Source organism: Streptomyces sp. NBC_00414 (assembly GCF_036038375.1).
GTDB lineage: Bacteria > Actinomycetota > Actinomycetes > Streptomycetales > Streptomycetaceae > Streptomyces.
In genome coordinates this window covers 45,139-59,446 of the sequence record NZ_CP107935.1, presented here as the reverse complement: position 1 = coordinate 59,446, position 14,308 = coordinate 45,139, and the positions used below count along the sequence as shown (strand labels likewise).

15 protein-coding genes and 2 pseudogenes are annotated in these 14,308 nt (G+C 67.9%); 4 read left to right on the top strand and 13 right to left on the bottom strand.

All coding sequences use genetic code 11. From position 1 onward, the window contains the following. Nucleotides 1-75: 75 nt before the first annotated feature. A complete protein-coding gene (locus tag OHS59_RS00345; RefSeq protein ID WP_328491355.1) occupies nucleotides 76-402 on the bottom strand; it encodes a hypothetical protein in 327 nt (108 codons plus the stop codon). Between the two features lie 52 nt (nucleotides 403-454). Here OHS59_RS00345 and OHS59_RS00340 point away from each other — a divergent pair, with 52 nt between their 5' ends. Beyond that, a complete protein-coding gene (locus OHS59_RS00340) occupies nucleotides 455-928 on the top strand; it encodes a pentapeptide repeat-containing protein (RefSeq protein WP_328491354.1) in 474 nt (157 codons plus the stop codon). Between the two features lie 276 nt (nucleotides 929-1,204). Then, entirely contained in the window at nucleotides 1,205-1,966 is a 762-nt protein-coding gene (locus OHS59_RS00335; RefSeq protein WP_328491353.1) for a transposase family protein, read from the top strand. Nucleotides 1,967-2,023: 57 nt separating this feature from the next. Here OHS59_RS00335 and OHS59_RS00330 read toward each other — a convergent pair whose 3' ends face one another. The 6 genes from OHS59_RS00330 to OHS59_RS00305 all read right to left on the bottom strand — a co-directional run bounded on the left by OHS59_RS00330 (nucleotide 2,024) and on the right by OHS59_RS00305 (nucleotide 8,480). Beyond that, on the bottom strand, nucleotides 2,024-2,932 hold the full coding sequence (locus tag OHS59_RS00330; protein ID WP_328491352.1) for a class II fructose-bisphosphate aldolase: 909 nt from the start codon (nucleotides 2,930-2,932) through the stop codon (nucleotides 2,024-2,026). Between the two features lie 139 nt (nucleotides 2,933-3,071). Further along, nucleotides 3,072-4,022, bottom strand: a complete 951-nt coding sequence (locus OHS59_RS00325) for a DMT family transporter (RefSeq protein ID WP_328491351.1) — start codon at nucleotides 4,020-4,022, stop codon at nucleotides 3,072-3,074. Then, nucleotides 4,019-5,011, bottom strand: a complete 993-nt coding sequence (locus OHS59_RS00320) for a BadF/BadG/BcrA/BcrD ATPase family protein (RefSeq protein WP_328491350.1) — start codon at nucleotides 5,009-5,011, stop codon at nucleotides 4,019-4,021. Before OHS59_RS00320 ends, OHS59_RS00325 begins: the two co-directional genes overlap by 4 nt. Before the next feature lie 49 nt (nucleotides 5,012-5,060). Then, nucleotides 5,061-6,224, bottom strand: a complete 1,164-nt coding sequence (locus tag OHS59_RS00315; RefSeq protein ID WP_328491349.1) for an SIS domain-containing protein — start codon at nucleotides 6,222-6,224, stop codon at nucleotides 5,061-5,063. After that, on the bottom strand, nucleotides 6,221-7,516 hold the full coding sequence (locus OHS59_RS00310; RefSeq protein ID WP_328491348.1) for a D-tagatose-bisphosphate aldolase, class II, non-catalytic subunit: 1,296 nt from the start codon (nucleotides 7,514-7,516) through the stop codon (nucleotides 6,221-6,223). The genes OHS59_RS00315 and OHS59_RS00310 overlap by 4 nt, the downstream gene beginning before the upstream one ends. A gap of 175 nt (nucleotides 7,517-7,691) precedes the next feature. Then, the gene (locus tag OHS59_RS00305; protein WP_328491347.1) at nucleotides 7,692-8,480 is read right to left on the bottom strand and encodes a GntR family transcriptional regulator; all 789 of its coding nucleotides are present in this window, start codon (nucleotides 8,478-8,480) and stop codon (nucleotides 7,692-7,694) included. 431 nt (nucleotides 8,481-8,911) lie between these two features. On the opposite strand from OHS59_RS00305, the gene OHS59_RS00300 reads away from it, so the two are divergent. Beyond that, on the top strand, nucleotides 8,912-10,987 hold the full coding sequence (locus OHS59_RS00300) for a glycoside hydrolase family 36 protein (protein WP_328491346.1): 2,076 nt from the start codon (nucleotides 8,912-8,914) through the stop codon (nucleotides 10,985-10,987). A 46-nt stretch (nucleotides 10,988-11,033) separates the two neighbouring features. Here OHS59_RS00300 and OHS59_RS00295 read toward each other — a convergent pair. The 6 genes and pseudogenes from OHS59_RS00295 to OHS59_RS00270 all read right to left on the bottom strand — a co-directional run. Continuing rightward, nucleotides 11,034-11,222 (bottom strand): annotated as a pseudogene (locus OHS59_RS00295) (ISAzo13 family transposase); the annotation flags it as partial. A gap of 158 nt (nucleotides 11,223-11,380) precedes the next feature. Beyond that, complete coding sequence (locus tag OHS59_RS00290; protein ID WP_328491345.1) at nucleotides 11,381-11,512, bottom strand: hypothetical protein; 132 nt, start codon at nucleotides 11,510-11,512, stop codon at nucleotides 11,381-11,383. After that, nucleotides 11,472-11,726 (bottom strand): annotated as a pseudogene (locus OHS59_RS00285) (hypothetical protein); the annotation flags it as partial. The pseudogene OHS59_RS00285 and the gene OHS59_RS00290, both read right to left, overlap by 41 nt. A gap of 218 nt (nucleotides 11,727-11,944) precedes the next feature. Continuing rightward, complete coding sequence (locus OHS59_RS00280; protein WP_328491344.1) at nucleotides 11,945-12,322, bottom strand: toxin Doc; 378 nt, start codon at nucleotides 12,320-12,322, stop codon at nucleotides 11,945-11,947. A gap of 4 nt (nucleotides 12,323-12,326) precedes the next feature. After that, nucleotides 12,327-12,578: a hypothetical protein gene (locus OHS59_RS00275; protein WP_328491343.1), complete on the bottom strand. Its 252-nt coding sequence runs from the start codon at nucleotides 12,576-12,578 to the stop codon at nucleotides 12,327-12,329. Between the two features lie 220 nt (nucleotides 12,579-12,798). Next, a complete protein-coding gene (locus OHS59_RS00270) occupies nucleotides 12,799-13,107 on the bottom strand; it encodes a putative quinol monooxygenase (protein ID WP_328491342.1) in 309 nt (102 codons plus the stop codon). A 382-nt stretch (nucleotides 13,108-13,489) separates the two neighbouring features. Here OHS59_RS00270 and OHS59_RS00265 point away from each other — a divergent pair, with 382 nt between their 5' ends. Continuing rightward, nucleotides 13,490-14,248, top strand: coding sequence for a GlxA family transcriptional regulator (locus OHS59_RS00265; protein WP_328491341.1), 759 nt, complete (start codon nucleotides 13,490-13,492; stop codon nucleotides 14,246-14,248). Nucleotides 14,249-14,308: the final 60 nt, after the last annotated feature.

Below are 14,308 nucleotides of genomic sequence, written 5' to 3'. Positions count from 1 at the left end.
TAGTGGGGAACTATCTGGCGGTGAGTGTCACAACGTGTGATCGATACGGCGCACTGTCAGTCGGCCCCGTTCTTGTCAGCAGCTGGGTACGGCCTTCATGCTCTGGGCATGCGGCGAACTGTGGTGCTGGCAGTGGTGATCACGGTGGGGCTTGGTGTGCTGCTGGGCTGGTGCGTGGTGTTTGCGCCCGCGTGGATCGTGCGGCACGACGTCGGCGTCCAGGGCGGGTTCCAGATATCGGCGGCCGACCGGCTCAGAACGGTGAACGACGTACGCGTGGTGCTTCTGCAAGGTGCGGCAGGCCTGATTGCGGTGGGCGGCATCGGCCTGGGTGCGGTGATGACGCTGCGGCAGATCCGCGAGCAGGGAGGGGCAGTTCATCGAGCTGTTCGCGCGGGCCATCGAGCAACTGTCGAGCGAGCAGGTGTCCGTTCGGCACGGCGGCGTGTATGCCATGGAGCAGATCGCCGACGCGGCACCGCACTACCGCGGCCACGTGGCCGCACTCCTGGCCTCCTTCGTCAGGCAACGGGCCCCCTGGCCACCGACCCGTCCGCCCGGTGAGGTGGATGCCGAACGGTCGCGCTACACCGGAGGGCTCCGTGACGACGTCGGCGGAGCCATTGCGGCGCTGAGCCGACGCAGCATGATTCTGCCGGGAGACAACATCGAGCTGGAGAAGGTCGACCTGCGCGGCGCCGAGCTGGTCGACCGCGACTTGAGCAGGTTCTGCTTCGCCGGATCCAACCTCGACGGAGCCAACCTCACCGGCTGCAACCTTTCCCACACGACGTTCGCCGACGCCAGCCTGAAGAACGCCAACCTGACGGGCGCCACACTCACCGACGCGAACCTCACCGGCGCGGACCTCACCGATACCACCGGCATCGGCACACCTCCCGCGCCCCACCACACTCAGGCCGCATAGGGCTGACGTCTACTGAACTCGCCCACCACGCACCAGCCTTCGAGTACGGCCCCAGTCTTGTGAATGATCACAAACGGTTAGATCCACATCTGGCCGTACGTGGGGAATTTCCAGTGGCCGCCGCCAGCCCTCACGGGTTAACCCCCATACGGGACAACCTCTACCGTGAGCCCTTTCCAACTTGTAGCAGAAGCACGCCGGTTGGGCTGACAACGTGGCGAAGCCCCTGGTAGATGGGTTTTCGACCAAGAGAAGCGTCTGCACCAGAGGCTTCGCATGCTTGTTTACCCGTCGGGCGTCGAGGTGTCCAGTTCCGTCCTGCGTTTCCTGTCCGCCCGTCTGCGCCGGCGCCGTCGGGCGATCGGCTCCCGCTGGAGGCGCCTGAACGCCGGCCGTCAGGCCCTGCTCGCACTCGCCCACCTGCGGATGGGACACACGTATGCCCAGCTCGCGGCCGGATTCGGTATAGGAACAACGACCGCTTACCTTTACGCCACCGAGGCTGTCGAGCTCATGGCAGGTCTCGCGCCCACTCTGGCCGACGCGATCCGGGTCGCGTCGATGAAGGCGTTCGTGATCCTCGACGGCTCACTCCTGCCGATCGACCGCATCGCCGCGGACCGGCCCTTCTACTCCGGGAAGCACGGGATGAACCTGCAGGTCCTCACGGATCCCTTCGGCCGGCTGCTGTGGGTCTCACCGGCCCTGCCCGGCGCCGTCCACGATGTCCGCGCGGCCCGCGAGCACGGCATCGTCGACGCCCTTGCCGCGGCCGGCATCAAGTGCTGGGCGGACAAGGCATATCGGGGTTCCGGCGGAACCGTCCGCACCCCGTACTGGGGCCGCTGGGTAACCCGTTCCACCGGTCAGAAGGCTGGCAACCGGTCCCACGCGAAGATCCGCGCACTCGTGGAGCAAGCCATGGCCACCTTCGAAGCCTGGCGGCTCCTCCGCAGGCTCCGGTGCTCAACCACCCGCATCCCCAGCCTCGTCCAGGCTGTCGCCGGGCTGCTGTCCATCAGCTGCCCGCGGACCTGATTCCAGTACGGCAAGTGTGATCACCAAGCGCCGCTGAGGTCCACGACGTCTCACTGCCTACTGTGGACCAGCTCGGTGGGCGACCTCGGGTGCGGGGAAAGCTTCGGGCCCGGCTGAGCCACTCACCACACCGAGCAGGACCCGGACCGTCTCCGCCATTGTCTGCCGACCCCTGTCGATGTAGGGGCGGGGGTCGGTCAGGTCGGGGCGCTCCGCCAGCGCCTCGCGGACCGCGCCGGTGAACGCGACGTTGAGAGCGGTACCGATGTTGATCTTCGCGATGCCCGCTCGAACGGCTTGTCGCAGATCGTCGTCGCCGACGCCCGACGAACCGTGCAGCACCAGAGGTACGGGGACGGCCTCCCGCAGGCGTTCGATGAGCGCGTGATCCAGGGTCGCGGAGCGTTCGGTCATGGCGTGGCTGCTGCCGACGGCGACGGCCAGGGCGTCCACGCCGGTGTCCGCGACATAGCGCGCCGCCTCCTGCGGGTCGGTGCGCACCCCGGCCGCGTGGGCGCTCGCGGGGGCGTCGGGCTTGCCGCCCACATAGCCGAGTTCGGCCTCCAGCCACAGGCCCGCACCGTGGGCCCACTGGACCGCGGCGCGGGTGGCGGCGAGGTTCTCGGCGTACGGCTGCGCCCCGGCGTCGAACATCGCGGAGGAGAACCCCGCGTCGGCCGCCGTGCGCAGCAGCCGCATGTCCGTCACATGGTCCATGTGGAGTGCGATGTCGACTTCGCAGGCCTTGCCGACCTCGGCCGCTGCCCGCGCGATCGGCTCGACCCGGCCGCCGTGGAACCGTACGGCGTTCTCGCTGATCTGCAGGATCACCCCTGGGGCGCCCGCCGCGGCTGCGCCGGTGGTGATCGCCTCGGCGTGCTCCAGCGTGATCACGTTGAAGGCGGCGACGGCCCGGCCCGCGGCGGCGGCCTGCGAGACGAGTTCGCGCGTGGGAACCAGGGGCATGAGGGTGTCCCCTCGCTTTCATGTCGGTTCGGTGGGTACGGGCCGGTGTCGGCCCGTACCGCCATGTGGTTCGGCCGGTACCACCATGTGGTTCGGCCGCTACGGATACGTGGTTCGGCCGGTACGGATATACGGGCGATCAGGACTTCTGCGGGGCCGGACTCACGTGCGCGCCGCCGTCCGCGGCCCCCGGGGCCACGGCACTCTCGCCGCTCTTCTCGTCGCTGTAGACCATGAGGGTGGAGCCGGCGAGGGCCAGCACGATGCCGAGGGTGCCCCACACATTGGGGAGCCTCTGGTAGACCGCCAGGGACAGCACGATGGTCAGCACCGGCGCCAGTGCGTTGGTGACGGGGGCGACCACCGTGGCCTTGCCCCGGCTGAACGCCATGACCAGGAACAGCGCGCCGACCGCGTTGAGGACCTGCGTCACCGCGGTGAGCGCGGGCGCCTGCCACGGGGCGTCGGACGGGAAATCGCCCATCATCACGAACGCCACCGGCACCAGCAGCAGTCCGCTGATGGTCATCCAGCCGAAGGTCGTCGCGTCGTTGACCCCGACCACAGCGGCCTTGCGCATGCAGAACGCCTGCACGCCCCAGGCGACGCAGATCACGATGGCCATCAGCAGCCACGGGCCGTGTGAGTTCGAGTCGTCCTTGCTGCTGGGAATGCTGAACAGCACGATCGCCGCCAGCGCCGCGACGACACCTATGAGGGCGAGCCGGTTGATCCGTTCACGCAGCAGCGCCATCGCCATGAGGACGGTGATCACCGGGGAGAGCGAGACCAGGGGGAAGATCAGGTACGCCGGGCCGTTGGCGAGCGCGTGGAACAGCAGCAGCTGTCCGCCGGCGCCGGTCAGTCCCGCGATCAAACCGTACCCCGCGGCGATCGGCCGGCGGTCGAACGTGTTGCCGCGCATCGCGAAGTACGCGGGGATGAGCATCGTGCAGGCCCAGATGATGTAGATCATCTCGTTGGGATAGCCGTACCTGCTGTTCGGCTCGCTGGAGAAGGCACCCCACACACCCCAGAACAGGACCAGTAGCGACGCGTACACGATCCAGCTCTTCGTACCTCTGTTCATCGGTCGTCCTCTCCTGAGGCAGGGGTCCTGGAGGCCAGCCGCAGCGCGTCGAGCGCGGGCTGGTCGAGCGCGGTTCCAGCGAGTTTTGCCGCGTACAGAGCAGCACCTACGACAGGCTCGTAGAGAGGGTGTCGCAGCTCGTAGTGGGTAGGACGATTTCTCAGTCCGGAGGTGAACGCCTCCAGAACCATGTGGGCGCCGAAGGTGCCGCCGGAGTAGGAGACCGGTACGGTCTCGTCCGGGCCGAACTCCAGCCGCTCGCGGGTGACGTCGACGAGCAGGGCGAGTTCCCGGCCCGCGTCGGTGAGGATCTCCGTGGCGACCGCGTCGCCCAGAGCGGCAGCGTCGGCCACCGAGCGGCTGAGCGCGGCGATCCGGCTCCGGTCGCCCTGCCACTGGTTGTGGACGACGTCGATCACGTCGAGGTCGGACGCGAGACGCAGGTGGCGCCGCAGCACCTCGGCCAGGGGGCCCTCGGGGAGCCGCCCGTCGCCCATCCGCGAGAAGGCGTTGAGGCCCCGGATCGCGATCCAGTGCGCCGATCCCTCGTCGCCGAACATCTCGCTCCAGCCACCGATGCGCACGCCTCGGCCCAGCCGCTCGCCGTAGGTCATCGAGCCGGTGCCGCTGATGACGTTGATGCCGTCGACCGCGCCCAGCGAACCCGCCCAGCCGCAGACCATGTCGTTGTCACAGGCGTAGCGGTCGTGCCCGAGCACCGCTCGTGGGGTCGCGTTCAGGACGGGCAGATCGCGGGCCGCCTCCCCGTAGCCGGGCAGTCCGAAGAAGGCGTACTCGATGTCGGCGGGGGCCAGATCAGCCGCTGTGCAGACAGCTTCGACGCCTTCTTTGAGCACACGTTCGACAAGCTCGATGCCGTGGGAGAAGTAGTACGAACTTGCCGCCTGCGCTCGCGCCACGACTTGTCCGGACCGGTCGACCATGCAGAATGCGGTTTTGGTACCGCCACCGTCGACACCTAGGAACATCGTTGTACCTCCGTCCGGCGCCCTCGATCCGCGCCGTTGATGCCTTTGATCAGTGGTGCAAGGAGTGCAAGGTCACGCCTTGCACCACGCGGTTGATCTCCCCCGAGGGGAACGGGTTGTCGGGCCGCAGACCTCGGGCCAGGGAGGCGCGCAGGGCGATGAGCTGGGCGTACACCACGGCGGACAGTGCCAGGGCGACATCCTCGACGCCGTCGAGGCCCGGCAGCGGCCAGGCGTCGGCGTCTGTGCCCTGCGTTCCCGCGCCGGAGTCCGCGGAGACCGTGACGACGCTGCCGGCGGGCAGATTTCCGCACAGCTCCGCGTAGATGTCCTGGTCGTACTTGCGGGTGTACGGGTCGTTCGACATGTACACCACTACGACTGAACGGTTGTTGAGAACCGCCTTGGGACCGTGCCGGAACCCCAGCGCGGACTCCGCGACGGCCATGAGCGTCCCACCGGTCAGCTCAAGCACCTTCAGCGCCGACTCCTCGGCGAGGCCCTTGAGCGGGCCGCTGCCGAGGAAGACGATCCGCTCGGGCGCGCTCTCCAGGAGGGCGCCGACGGTGCGGTCGACAGCGCTGCTCTCGGTGATCGACTCGGCTGCCCGGGCCAGGCGTTCGGCGACGCCGTCGTAGGCGCTGCCGCCCAGGGCGAGCAGTGCCGCGAGCGTCATGCAGGTGAAGCTCGATGTCATGGCGAAGCCGTGGTCGTTGGACTCGGGCGGCATCAGCAGCACGTGCGACTTCGGCAGCTTCGCGTGTTCGCGCGCCAGGCGGCCCTGCTCGTTGCAGGTGATCACGAGGTGGTGCACCTCGGAGAGAACCTGGTCGGCCAAGGCGGTGGCGGCCACGGACTCGGGACTGTCACCCGAGCGCGCGAAGGAGACCAACAGCGTGGGCAGGTCCTCGGCGAGACAACCGCGGGGGTCGGCGACGAGGTCCGTGGTGGGGACCGCGTCGACGCGCCGTCCCAGCCTCCGGGCCAGGGCGGGCTGGAGCACCTGGCCGGCGAAGGCGGAGGTGCCGGCGCCGGTGAGCACCACGCGCAGGTCGCCGCGGGCGAGGAGCGGAGGCAGGAAGGCGTCCAGCGAGTCCCGGGAGGCCGCGACGATCTTGTCGACCTCGCGCCACAGCGCGGGCTGCTGGGCGATCTCGCGGACGGTGTGGGCAGCGCCGTCGTCCGAGGACAGCGTGCCAAAGGGCGTGGTCACACGTGCTCCTTCTGGTGCGGGTGGGAGGCGCGGTCGTAGTCGCGCAGAACATCGCGGACGTGGTCCACGGCCAGGTCGCGCGGCCGGGCGGCGAGCTCGCCGTGGCGGACGCGGGCGTACTGGAGCGGGAGATGTGCGCTGAGCAGCGGCAGGGGGACGTCCACGGCCGAGAGGTTGTCCAGCAGCCGGGCCTGGGCCTTTTCGATCTCGGGGTCGGGCCAGTAGTAGCGCATCCGGTCGCTGTAGCTGTAGCGGCGCGCGAGGCGCTGCTCGGCGGCGCCGCCCGGGTAGTAGCCCTCCCACTTGGCCGGCTCGGCGAGCATCCGCCGCTCGACGACCTCGGCAAGCCCCGACCGCTCGGCGGCCGGCACCAGTTCGTCCTCGATCGCGGCCAGGGCGAACAGCGCCTCGCGCAGGGCGAAGGTCAGCCCGGGGCCCACCTTGAGGACCGCCCAGTGGTCCTCGACCAGCGCGCTGAGCGCCTCGGCGGTCTGGTAGTCGGTCGAGTGGGCCTCGTAGACCATGGTGGGCTCGTCGTCGAGGACTTTGCGCAGTTCCTCGGTCAGCTCCCGCCGGTAGTCGACGACCTGAAGATGGTCGAACTCCACGGCCGGCTGGACGACGAGGGCCATGACACGCGGCCAGACCTCGTCGATGCCGTGTCGGGCGAACGCCTTGCGGTGCTGCTCCAGAGTGGTGCGTGCCGCCTCGGGAGTGGTCGGGGCGAGGGCGCCGAGCGTCTCGTGCGCGCCGCCGGGCGTGGGCACCTCGGTACCGATCACGTACCGGATCCGCTCGGCCCGCTCGGGGCCGGCCGTCTCCTCGGCCACCCGGATCAGCCGCGCGGCGCGTTCGGCGACCACGTCGTCGGTCAGCGGTGCGGGTTCTCCGGCACATGCGAAGCTGCAGTCCAGGTGGATCTTGGTGAAGTTTGCCGCCACGTAGGCGGCGACCAGGGCGTCGGCCCGCTCCATCGCCTCGTCGGGCGTCAGGGACTGCCACCGGTTCGGTCCGAGGTGGTCGCCGCCGAGGATCACGCGGTCCAGTGACAGACCACTTTCGGCGGCGATGCCGTGCACGAGGTCGCGGAAGTCCGCGGGCCGCATGCCCGTGTAACCGCCGTACTGGTCGACCTGGTTCGAGGTCGCCTCCACCAGTACATGACCGCCGGTCTCCCGTGCTTGCACCACGGCTGCCTCGATGACCAGCGGATGAGCCGAACACACCGAGGTGATGCCCTGCGGTTGTCCGGCCTTCTGGCGCCGGACCACCTCGCTCAATGGGCTCTGCATTGCCAACCCCTCACTCGACGCGCATCTCAAGCCCATGTGCCGTCATGGCCTATGGCTCATTTCGGACAGTACTGGTCTTATTTAGGGTCGTCAATAGTCTTATTCTGGTATGCATCTGGTATTGAGCTGCCGACGGGCGGTCCGCGGCGATCGTTCAAGACCGGTTGGTGGGCGTTTACGTCTGGTTGGTGATGGAGGCCCGGAACCGATAGCGGTCCCCCCGGTAGACCTGGACGGTCAGTTCGATCGGGCGTGAATCCTGGTTCGACGTCAGCTGGGTCGCGACCAGCATCGGCATGGTCTCCCCGATCTCGAACAGCTCGATCTCCCGTGGCGTCGGGTGGCGGGCCTCGACCGAATAGTCGGCGACGCGGGGCAGCTGCGGCGGGTCGGCGGCGCGCAGGGTGGCGTACAGCGAGGCCGTGGTGAAGTCGGTTTCGGCCAGGGCCGGGCAGGCCGCCAAGGGGAGCCGGTTGTGCTCAAGCACGACCAGCAGGCCGTCCAGGAAACGCAGCCGGTGGAGGTCGAAGAGGTCGGCGCCCGGAGCGATCCGGAGCTGCTCGGCCTCGTACACGGTGGCCGGGCGGACGGTGGAGGAGAGCACGTTGCCGGCTGTCGTCAAGCCGTTGGCCTGGGCGTAATCGGCGAACCCCTGTACCTGCGGGGCCGTCGAGGCGGGCGTCACGGTCGCCTCGGGGAGCAGACCGAGCTCGGCGACGAACCACCCGCGCGACGACGACGGCCGCACGACGCCCCGCGACTGCAATTGCGCGAGGGCCGCTCGCAGCGTCACGCGCGACACGGCGTACCGGTCGACCAGAGCCCGTTCGGAGGGCAGCCGGTCACCCGGGCGGGCGGCAGCGGCGCGCAGGTCGTCGAGCAGTTGCGTGGCGGTGCGCTCGTACAAGGGGAGGACGTCGTCCCCGAACAGGCCTCTGGGCATCGGCGTTCTCGCATCGGTCATACCAGAAAGATACCAATCCGATCGACGGCGCGAATCCTTCGTCCAGGCCGCCCACCCGTTGACATGCCACTCGAATACCACTTACGTTCTCGATGCAGACCGCCCAGCGATGAGGAAGTCGCCCCTGGGTGACCTTCCGTTTCGTCGCACCCCGGGGCACCGTCCGGTGATCGAGGCAGCGTTGGCGCAGCTCACCGAGGACGGCCGCGCACTGCCGCCGGAGGCGACCTCGCACCGGGGTGGCCGTCGGACGACATGCCTTCCCCCAAACCTCATCCGACCCCCTGCGACAACCGGTAGCAGACCAGGCATCGACCAGCCCTGCAGGCGGTCGCTTCGTCGCGAGCACGCTGCTCGACTCCGACGATCCACGACGACGGACCAAAGGCGGCTGCCCCAAGCGGGCACGCACGACCGAAAGAGAGTTCGACATGACGGACATGAACCGGCGAAGCGTACTGAAGGTGGCGCTGGGAGGTGCCGGCCTGGCCGCCTTCCCCGCCGTGGCCATGGGCGCCTCACCCGCGGCCGCCGCACCGAACTCGGATCCTGACGTCGTCGGAGTCGGCGACACCTCCATCACCCTGGAGTTCGACGACCAACTGCGCAGCCGCGTGGCGCTGAAGGGCGTCGACCTCACCCGCTTCGACGCCGGCGAAGCCCTGCTGGTGGGCGACAGGACCATCGAGGCGTTCGCCTACCGCGGACACCGCACCCGCGCCACCCGGCACACCCGCCACGGCGCGGGCATCCGGGTGACGATCGAGGGCACGTCCAAGGAAGGCGTGCACAAGACGGTCGAGCTGACCTCCTTCGAGCGTCTTGCCGGCATGATCGTCATGAAGGTGACCTACATCAACAGGTCCTCCACCGCGCTCAAGGTCACCGGATGGCGCAACGCAGCCCACGAACTCCTGGAAGATCCCAGCGGCTTCTACACCTTCTCCGGCACCACGCACACGGACCGACGCGACTGGGTGATGCCGGTGAAGGACGGCTACGTCCAGGAGAACTCGCTGGGGATGGACTCCTCCGACTACGGCGGCGGCACCCCGCTGGCGACCGTCTGGCGCCGGGGCGCGGGCCTTTCCGTCGGACACGTCGAGCCCGTGGCGACGATCCTGCGCATGCCGGTCCGCAGAACGGCCGCCGGAGCGAGCATCGCCATCCAGGACGACACCGCCCGCACCCTGAGGCCGGGCCGTCGGCTCAGCACCAGCACCACGTTCTTGACCGCCCTCCCGGGCGACCACTTCGTGCCGCTCCAGCGGTACCGCGACTACATGAGCGACATCGGCCAGCGCGCCCCCGAGGTCCCCGCCTCGGCCTTCGAGCCCATCTGGTGTGCCTGGGGCTACGAGCGCGACTTCGCCACCGAGCAGATCACCGCAGCCCTGCCGAAGGCGCGCGAGGTCGGCCTGCGCTGGGCCGCGCTCGACGACGGCTGGCAGACCAATGAGGGTGACTGGGAAATCGACACGGCGAAATTCCCGCGCGGCGAAGCGGACATGCGGGCCTTCACCAAGGAGATACGGGACGCCGGCCTGCGACCGCGCCTGTGGTGGGCCCCGCTGGCGGCGGACCCCGACAGCAACCTGATCCGGGACCACTCCGACATGCTGTTGCTGGACCGCGACGGCAACAAACAGGACGTCACCTGGTGGGACGCCTACACGCTCTGCCCGGCCTACCAGCCGACTGTGGACTACTTCGTGGAGCAGGCGAAGAGGTTCATCGGAGACTGGGGCTACGAGGGGCTCAAGATCGACGGCCAGCACCTCAACAGCGTCGCGCCCTGCTACAACCCGAGGCACCGGCACGCCCGCCCCGAGGAATCCACCGAGGGCGTGGCCCGGTTCTGGAAGGCGATCCACGAAGCCGCGCACGTGGCGAACCCCGACGCCCTCGTCGAGCTCTGTCCCTGCGGCACCGCCTTCGCCTTCCACAACCTGCCCTACGTCGACCAGTACCCCGGCTCGGACCCGGAGTCCTCCTACCAGGTCCGCAGCAAGGGCAAGTCGGTGAAGGCGCTGATGGGTGAGGGCAGCAGCTACGCCGGCGACCACGTCGAACTGAGCGACAACGGCGACGACTTCGCGTCCTCCTACGGGGTCGGAGCGGTCCTGTCGACCAAGTTCACCCTCCCCGGAACCGGAGCCCCGGACAAGGCGACCGACCTCACCCCGGAGAAGGAGGTCCTGTGGCGCAAGTGGGTGTCGCTGTACGAGAAGAACATGCTGCCCACCGGCGAGTACCGCGGTGAGCTGTACGACATCGGTTTCGACAAGCCCGAGGCACATGTCGTGGCCAAGAAGCGGACCCTCCACTACGCCTTCTACGCCGACCAGTGGGACGGGACAGTCGAGCTGCGCGGTCTGGGCCGCACGCGGTACCGCCTGACCGACCCGTTCACCGGCAAGTCACTCGGAACTGCCACTGCTCAGCACAACACCGTGGAGCTGTCCTTCGAGCGGTTCCAGCTCATCGTGGCCGAGCCCATCGGCTGATCGCCGTGCGGCCGGGCACACCTCTTTGACAAGGGCCCGCAGAAAATCAACATGCTGGATCGATCTTTGTGGGGTTGCTGTTGGCGAGGAACGCGGTGACGTCAGCGGGTGTGCGGAACCTGGCTGTCGAGGGTGGAATCGTGCAGCCGTGCTCAGCCAGGAGAGGCTGGACTTGGTGAACGACCCTGGTGAGGGTGCTGGTGTTGACTCCGAAAGGCTGGGTTAGGAGTGCCCTAGGCCAGCCCTAGGGCCTGTCGCCTTGAAAGGCCACGGGCGCCATTCCTGCTGCTAGGCGGGGTGTTCGGCGTATGACTGGCCAAGGACTCGCAGCGCGTATGCCAAGCCGGCCGAGCGGGAGTCCGAGGGGTCCGTGGCTTTGTGGTCGTTCGCCAGTTACTCGATCAGGTCGAGCATGGGGAGGTGCCTGTCGAGAAGGGCTTCGCCGCCCAGGGTGCCAGCCACGTAGGCGTAGGCGTGGTTGCCGTCACTGATGCGTGCGATGAGGAACTCCACAAGGTCGTCCATGTGGCCATCTTCGCGGGCAAGGTGCTTCAGCAGTCATGCGGCTGTCCAAAATAAGGATGGCGGCGAGGTGGAGTGCGCCCTGGCAGGCGATGGCGAGCTTGTCCGTTCGCATGGCCAGGCCGCGCCACTGCTTGAGTCGGTTGATGCACCGTTCGACGGCATTGCGCTGCTTGTACGCCTCAGCGTCGAAGGGCCCCGGGGACGGCGACGAGCGGCATGTTCCCGTTCGTGGCGGCGCTGAGTACGCCGACCAGCTCCGCAGCCACAGCCACAGCCACAGCCGCACGTCCCGTGAAGTCCGGAATGCCTGGCGGAAGTTGCGCCGGTCGAATACCCGTAGCCGCAGCGGCTTCAGTGTCCCGGAACATCTCGGATTTGAACAATGCCGGATCTGCGCGCAGGATGCGCTGCTGCAGCTCTGAGCTGGGACGGTCAGAGGCGCCAGGAACGGATCCGGTCGGCGGCACCGAACACGTTGTCCTTGCCCGCCAGGAGATCTTTGCAGAGTTCGACCAGCTCGCCGTAGGGGACGTCGAGGCCCTCGTCGCTGGCGTGCATGTAGGCGATGGTGACGGCACACGCGAACCGGACATTGAGCGAGGGCAGGGGCTTGAGCAGCAGCAGGGTGTGCAGCAGCGCGGCAGCACGCCAGGACGCGTCCGGGTCGACGCCGAGGCGGGGCTGATCGGCACGATGGCGCGCCACGGCCGCGACCATGGCGGAGAAGTCGCTGATGTGGGGCTGGTCGGGAAGAGCTGTCTCATGCTGCTCCAGGAGCCAGCGCACGTCGATGTGCAAGGAAGGCGCCATGGCTTCAGGCAGCCCTGCCCGTCGTGTTCGCCACCGGGCCGTCGTCGATGCCTGCCGCCTCGATAGCTTCGGCCAGCGAGGGATCCGCGAAGACCCGCTGAAACTCCGTCGCCGCCCTCTTCAGGCTCCGCTGACGTGCGATCGCGTCGGTCGTCGAAGCCTTCACAAAAGCCTTCAAGGTCATGCCGTGCTCCCGGGCGGCAGCCCGGAGGTCTTCGAGTTCCGCGTCGGAGAAATCCACATTGAGTGCTGCCATACGGCCAGCGTACTGCCGGGGTACCCAGAGCTCAATCATCCCAGCTCAAAGCATTAAGATTAGGTACCCACAGAGGTGCGCGCACGACGAGGGACGGGCCACCGAGGAGGTCTCCGGCGCTGGCCCGCTGACCGGCGGAGTCATCTACGAGAGGTCGGACAGCCCCCACCCCGAGCCTGTAACAGCACCCCCTCACACCGCCGGCTCCGCTCTGCAGGCTTCAGTAGGAGTCGTTCTTCGTGGCGAGGATGGTGGTGAGGCGGATGTCGGGGGCGTCGGCGAGCAGGGAGTCGCCGACCTTGCTGAGGGCGGCGGGGATCTTCCCGTTGAGGTGTTCCTGGCGGCTGGCTTCATCTTCGAAGGTGTCGAAGATCCCGTAGGTGTGGTCGTCGATCTGGAATGCGTACCAGGTGCGGGTAGCGGGTTCGTCGGCCACGATCTTGCTCCCGCCTTCCAGGAATGCCGCGAGCTCGTTCTCGCTGCCCGGCTTGGCCTTCAGCAGTGCCAGCACACCCAGTTTGAGCGTCATGTCGTTGTCCTTCGTTCTGCCCGGACGTCTCGTCCGGAGGGTTTGGTTCAGGGTGGGCGGATCAGGGATAGATGGTCGTTCCGCACCGCTTGCTGATGAAGGTATGGGGAGCGTGACACGTCTTGAAGTGGCGGAAGCGACTCCTTGAGTACTGTTTCCGTCATGCGGATTGCTGTTGCTGTTGTTGACGGAATTTTCGACTCCGGACTCTGTGCCGTCCTTGATGTGCTTGCAGCGGCCAACATGCTGGTGAGGGAGCATGGGCCGGCTTCTGTCCCGTTCACCGTAACCACGGTGGGCGTCGGTTCTCAGGTTCCGCACGGGCAATGGACTGCTCCTGACAACCCGGCCCGTTGCTCAACTGGCCGACAGCCCAGATCTGTTGCTGCTGCCTGCGGTCGGGCTCGAAAGCGTCGACCGGATCACCGCGAGTGTGCGATCAGACGCCAACGCGTGGGTTCCGGCGCTCGCACGCGAGGCACACGCGACCGGGGCTGAACTCGCAGCTGCGTGTACGGGCAGCTTCTTCTTGGCGGAGTCCGGAGTTCTTGACGGGAGGCGTGCCACCACCAGTTGGTGGGCGGGGTCGGCCTTCCGCACCCGCTATCCGAAGGTGCACCTGGACGACTCGCGAACCCTGGTCCACGACGGCTCCGTCACCACAGCCGGCGCGGCCTTTGCGCACATCGACCTTGCGTTGTCCGTAGTGCACCGCCACAGCCCCACCCTGGCCGATACAGTTGCCCGACATCTCCTGATCGGGGACCGTCCCTCGCAAGCCGCTTTCGCCGCTCCGACCCTGCTGGCCCAAGCAGATCCTGTGGTAGCCGCGTTCGAGCGCTGGGCACGCAATCACATGTCCGACCCACCTTCACTCAGGACAGCTGCCCAGACTCTAGGCATAAGTGAACGGACACTGCAGCGCACCACCCAGTCGGTGATCGGCATGTCACCTCTGGACTTCCTCCAGGAAATCCGCCTCGACGAGGCGACATTCCTGCTGCGCACCACATCCCTGAGCCCTGACGCCATCGCTGACCGTGTCGGTTACCGCAACACCAGCACTCTGCGGAATCTGGTCCGCCGCCGCCGGGGCACGACCCTGCGGGCCCTACGCCAAGGAGGCACGGACCAGGACTGACCACAGTCAAGGCGAGCATGTTCGCCCAGACCATGATGTGGCAACTGCGGTCGTCCATTG

Excerpts from the sequence above, each read along its gene's own strand:
- OHS59_RS00300 (WP_328491346.1), top strand. The coding sequence starts at position 8,912 with ATGACGGACATGAACCGGCGAAGCGTACTGAAGGTGGCGCTGGGAGGT.
- OHS59_RS00320 (WP_328491350.1), bottom strand. The coding sequence starts at position 5,011 with ATGTTCCTAGGTGTCGACGGTGGCGGTACCAAAACCGCATTCTGCATG.
- OHS59_RS00330 (WP_328491352.1), bottom strand. The coding sequence starts at position 2,932 with ATGCCCCTGGTTCCCACGCGCGAACTCGTCTCGCAGGCCGCCGCCGCG.
- OHS59_RS00280 (WP_328491344.1), bottom strand. The coding sequence starts at position 12,322 with ATGGCGCCTTCCTTGCACATCGACGTGCGCTGGCTCCTGGAGCAGCAT.
- OHS59_RS00290 (WP_328491345.1), bottom strand. The coding sequence starts at position 11,512 with ATGGACGACCTTGTGGAGTTCCTCATCGCACGCATCAGTGACGGCAAC.
- OHS59_RS00310 (WP_328491348.1), bottom strand. The coding sequence starts at position 7,516 with ATGCAGAGCCCATTGAGCGAGGTGGTCCGGCGCCAGAAGGCCGGACAA.
- OHS59_RS00340 (WP_328491354.1), top strand. The coding sequence starts at position 455 with ATGGAGCAGATCGCCGACGCGGCACCGCACTACCGCGGCCACGTGGCC.
- OHS59_RS00305 (WP_328491347.1), bottom strand. The coding sequence starts at position 8,480 with ATGACCGATGCGAGAACGCCGATGCCCAGAGGCCTGTTCGGGGACGAC.
- OHS59_RS00275 (WP_328491343.1), bottom strand. The coding sequence starts at position 12,578 with ATGGCAGCACTCAATGTGGATTTCTCCGACGCGGAACTCGAAGACCTC.
- OHS59_RS00325 (WP_328491351.1), bottom strand. The coding sequence starts at position 4,022 with ATGAACAGAGGTACGAAGAGCTGGATCGTGTACGCGTCGCTACTGGTC.
- OHS59_RS00335 (WP_328491353.1), top strand. The coding sequence starts at position 1,205 with ATGCTTGTTTACCCGTCGGGCGTCGAGGTGTCCAGTTCCGTCCTGCGT.
- OHS59_RS00270 (WP_328491342.1), bottom strand. The coding sequence starts at position 13,107 with ATGACGCTCAAACTGGGTGTGCTGGCACTGCTGAAGGCCAAGCCGGGC.
- OHS59_RS00345 (WP_328491355.1), bottom strand. The coding sequence starts at position 402 with ATGGCCCGCGCGAACAGCTCGATGAACTGCCCCTCCCTGCTCGCGGAT.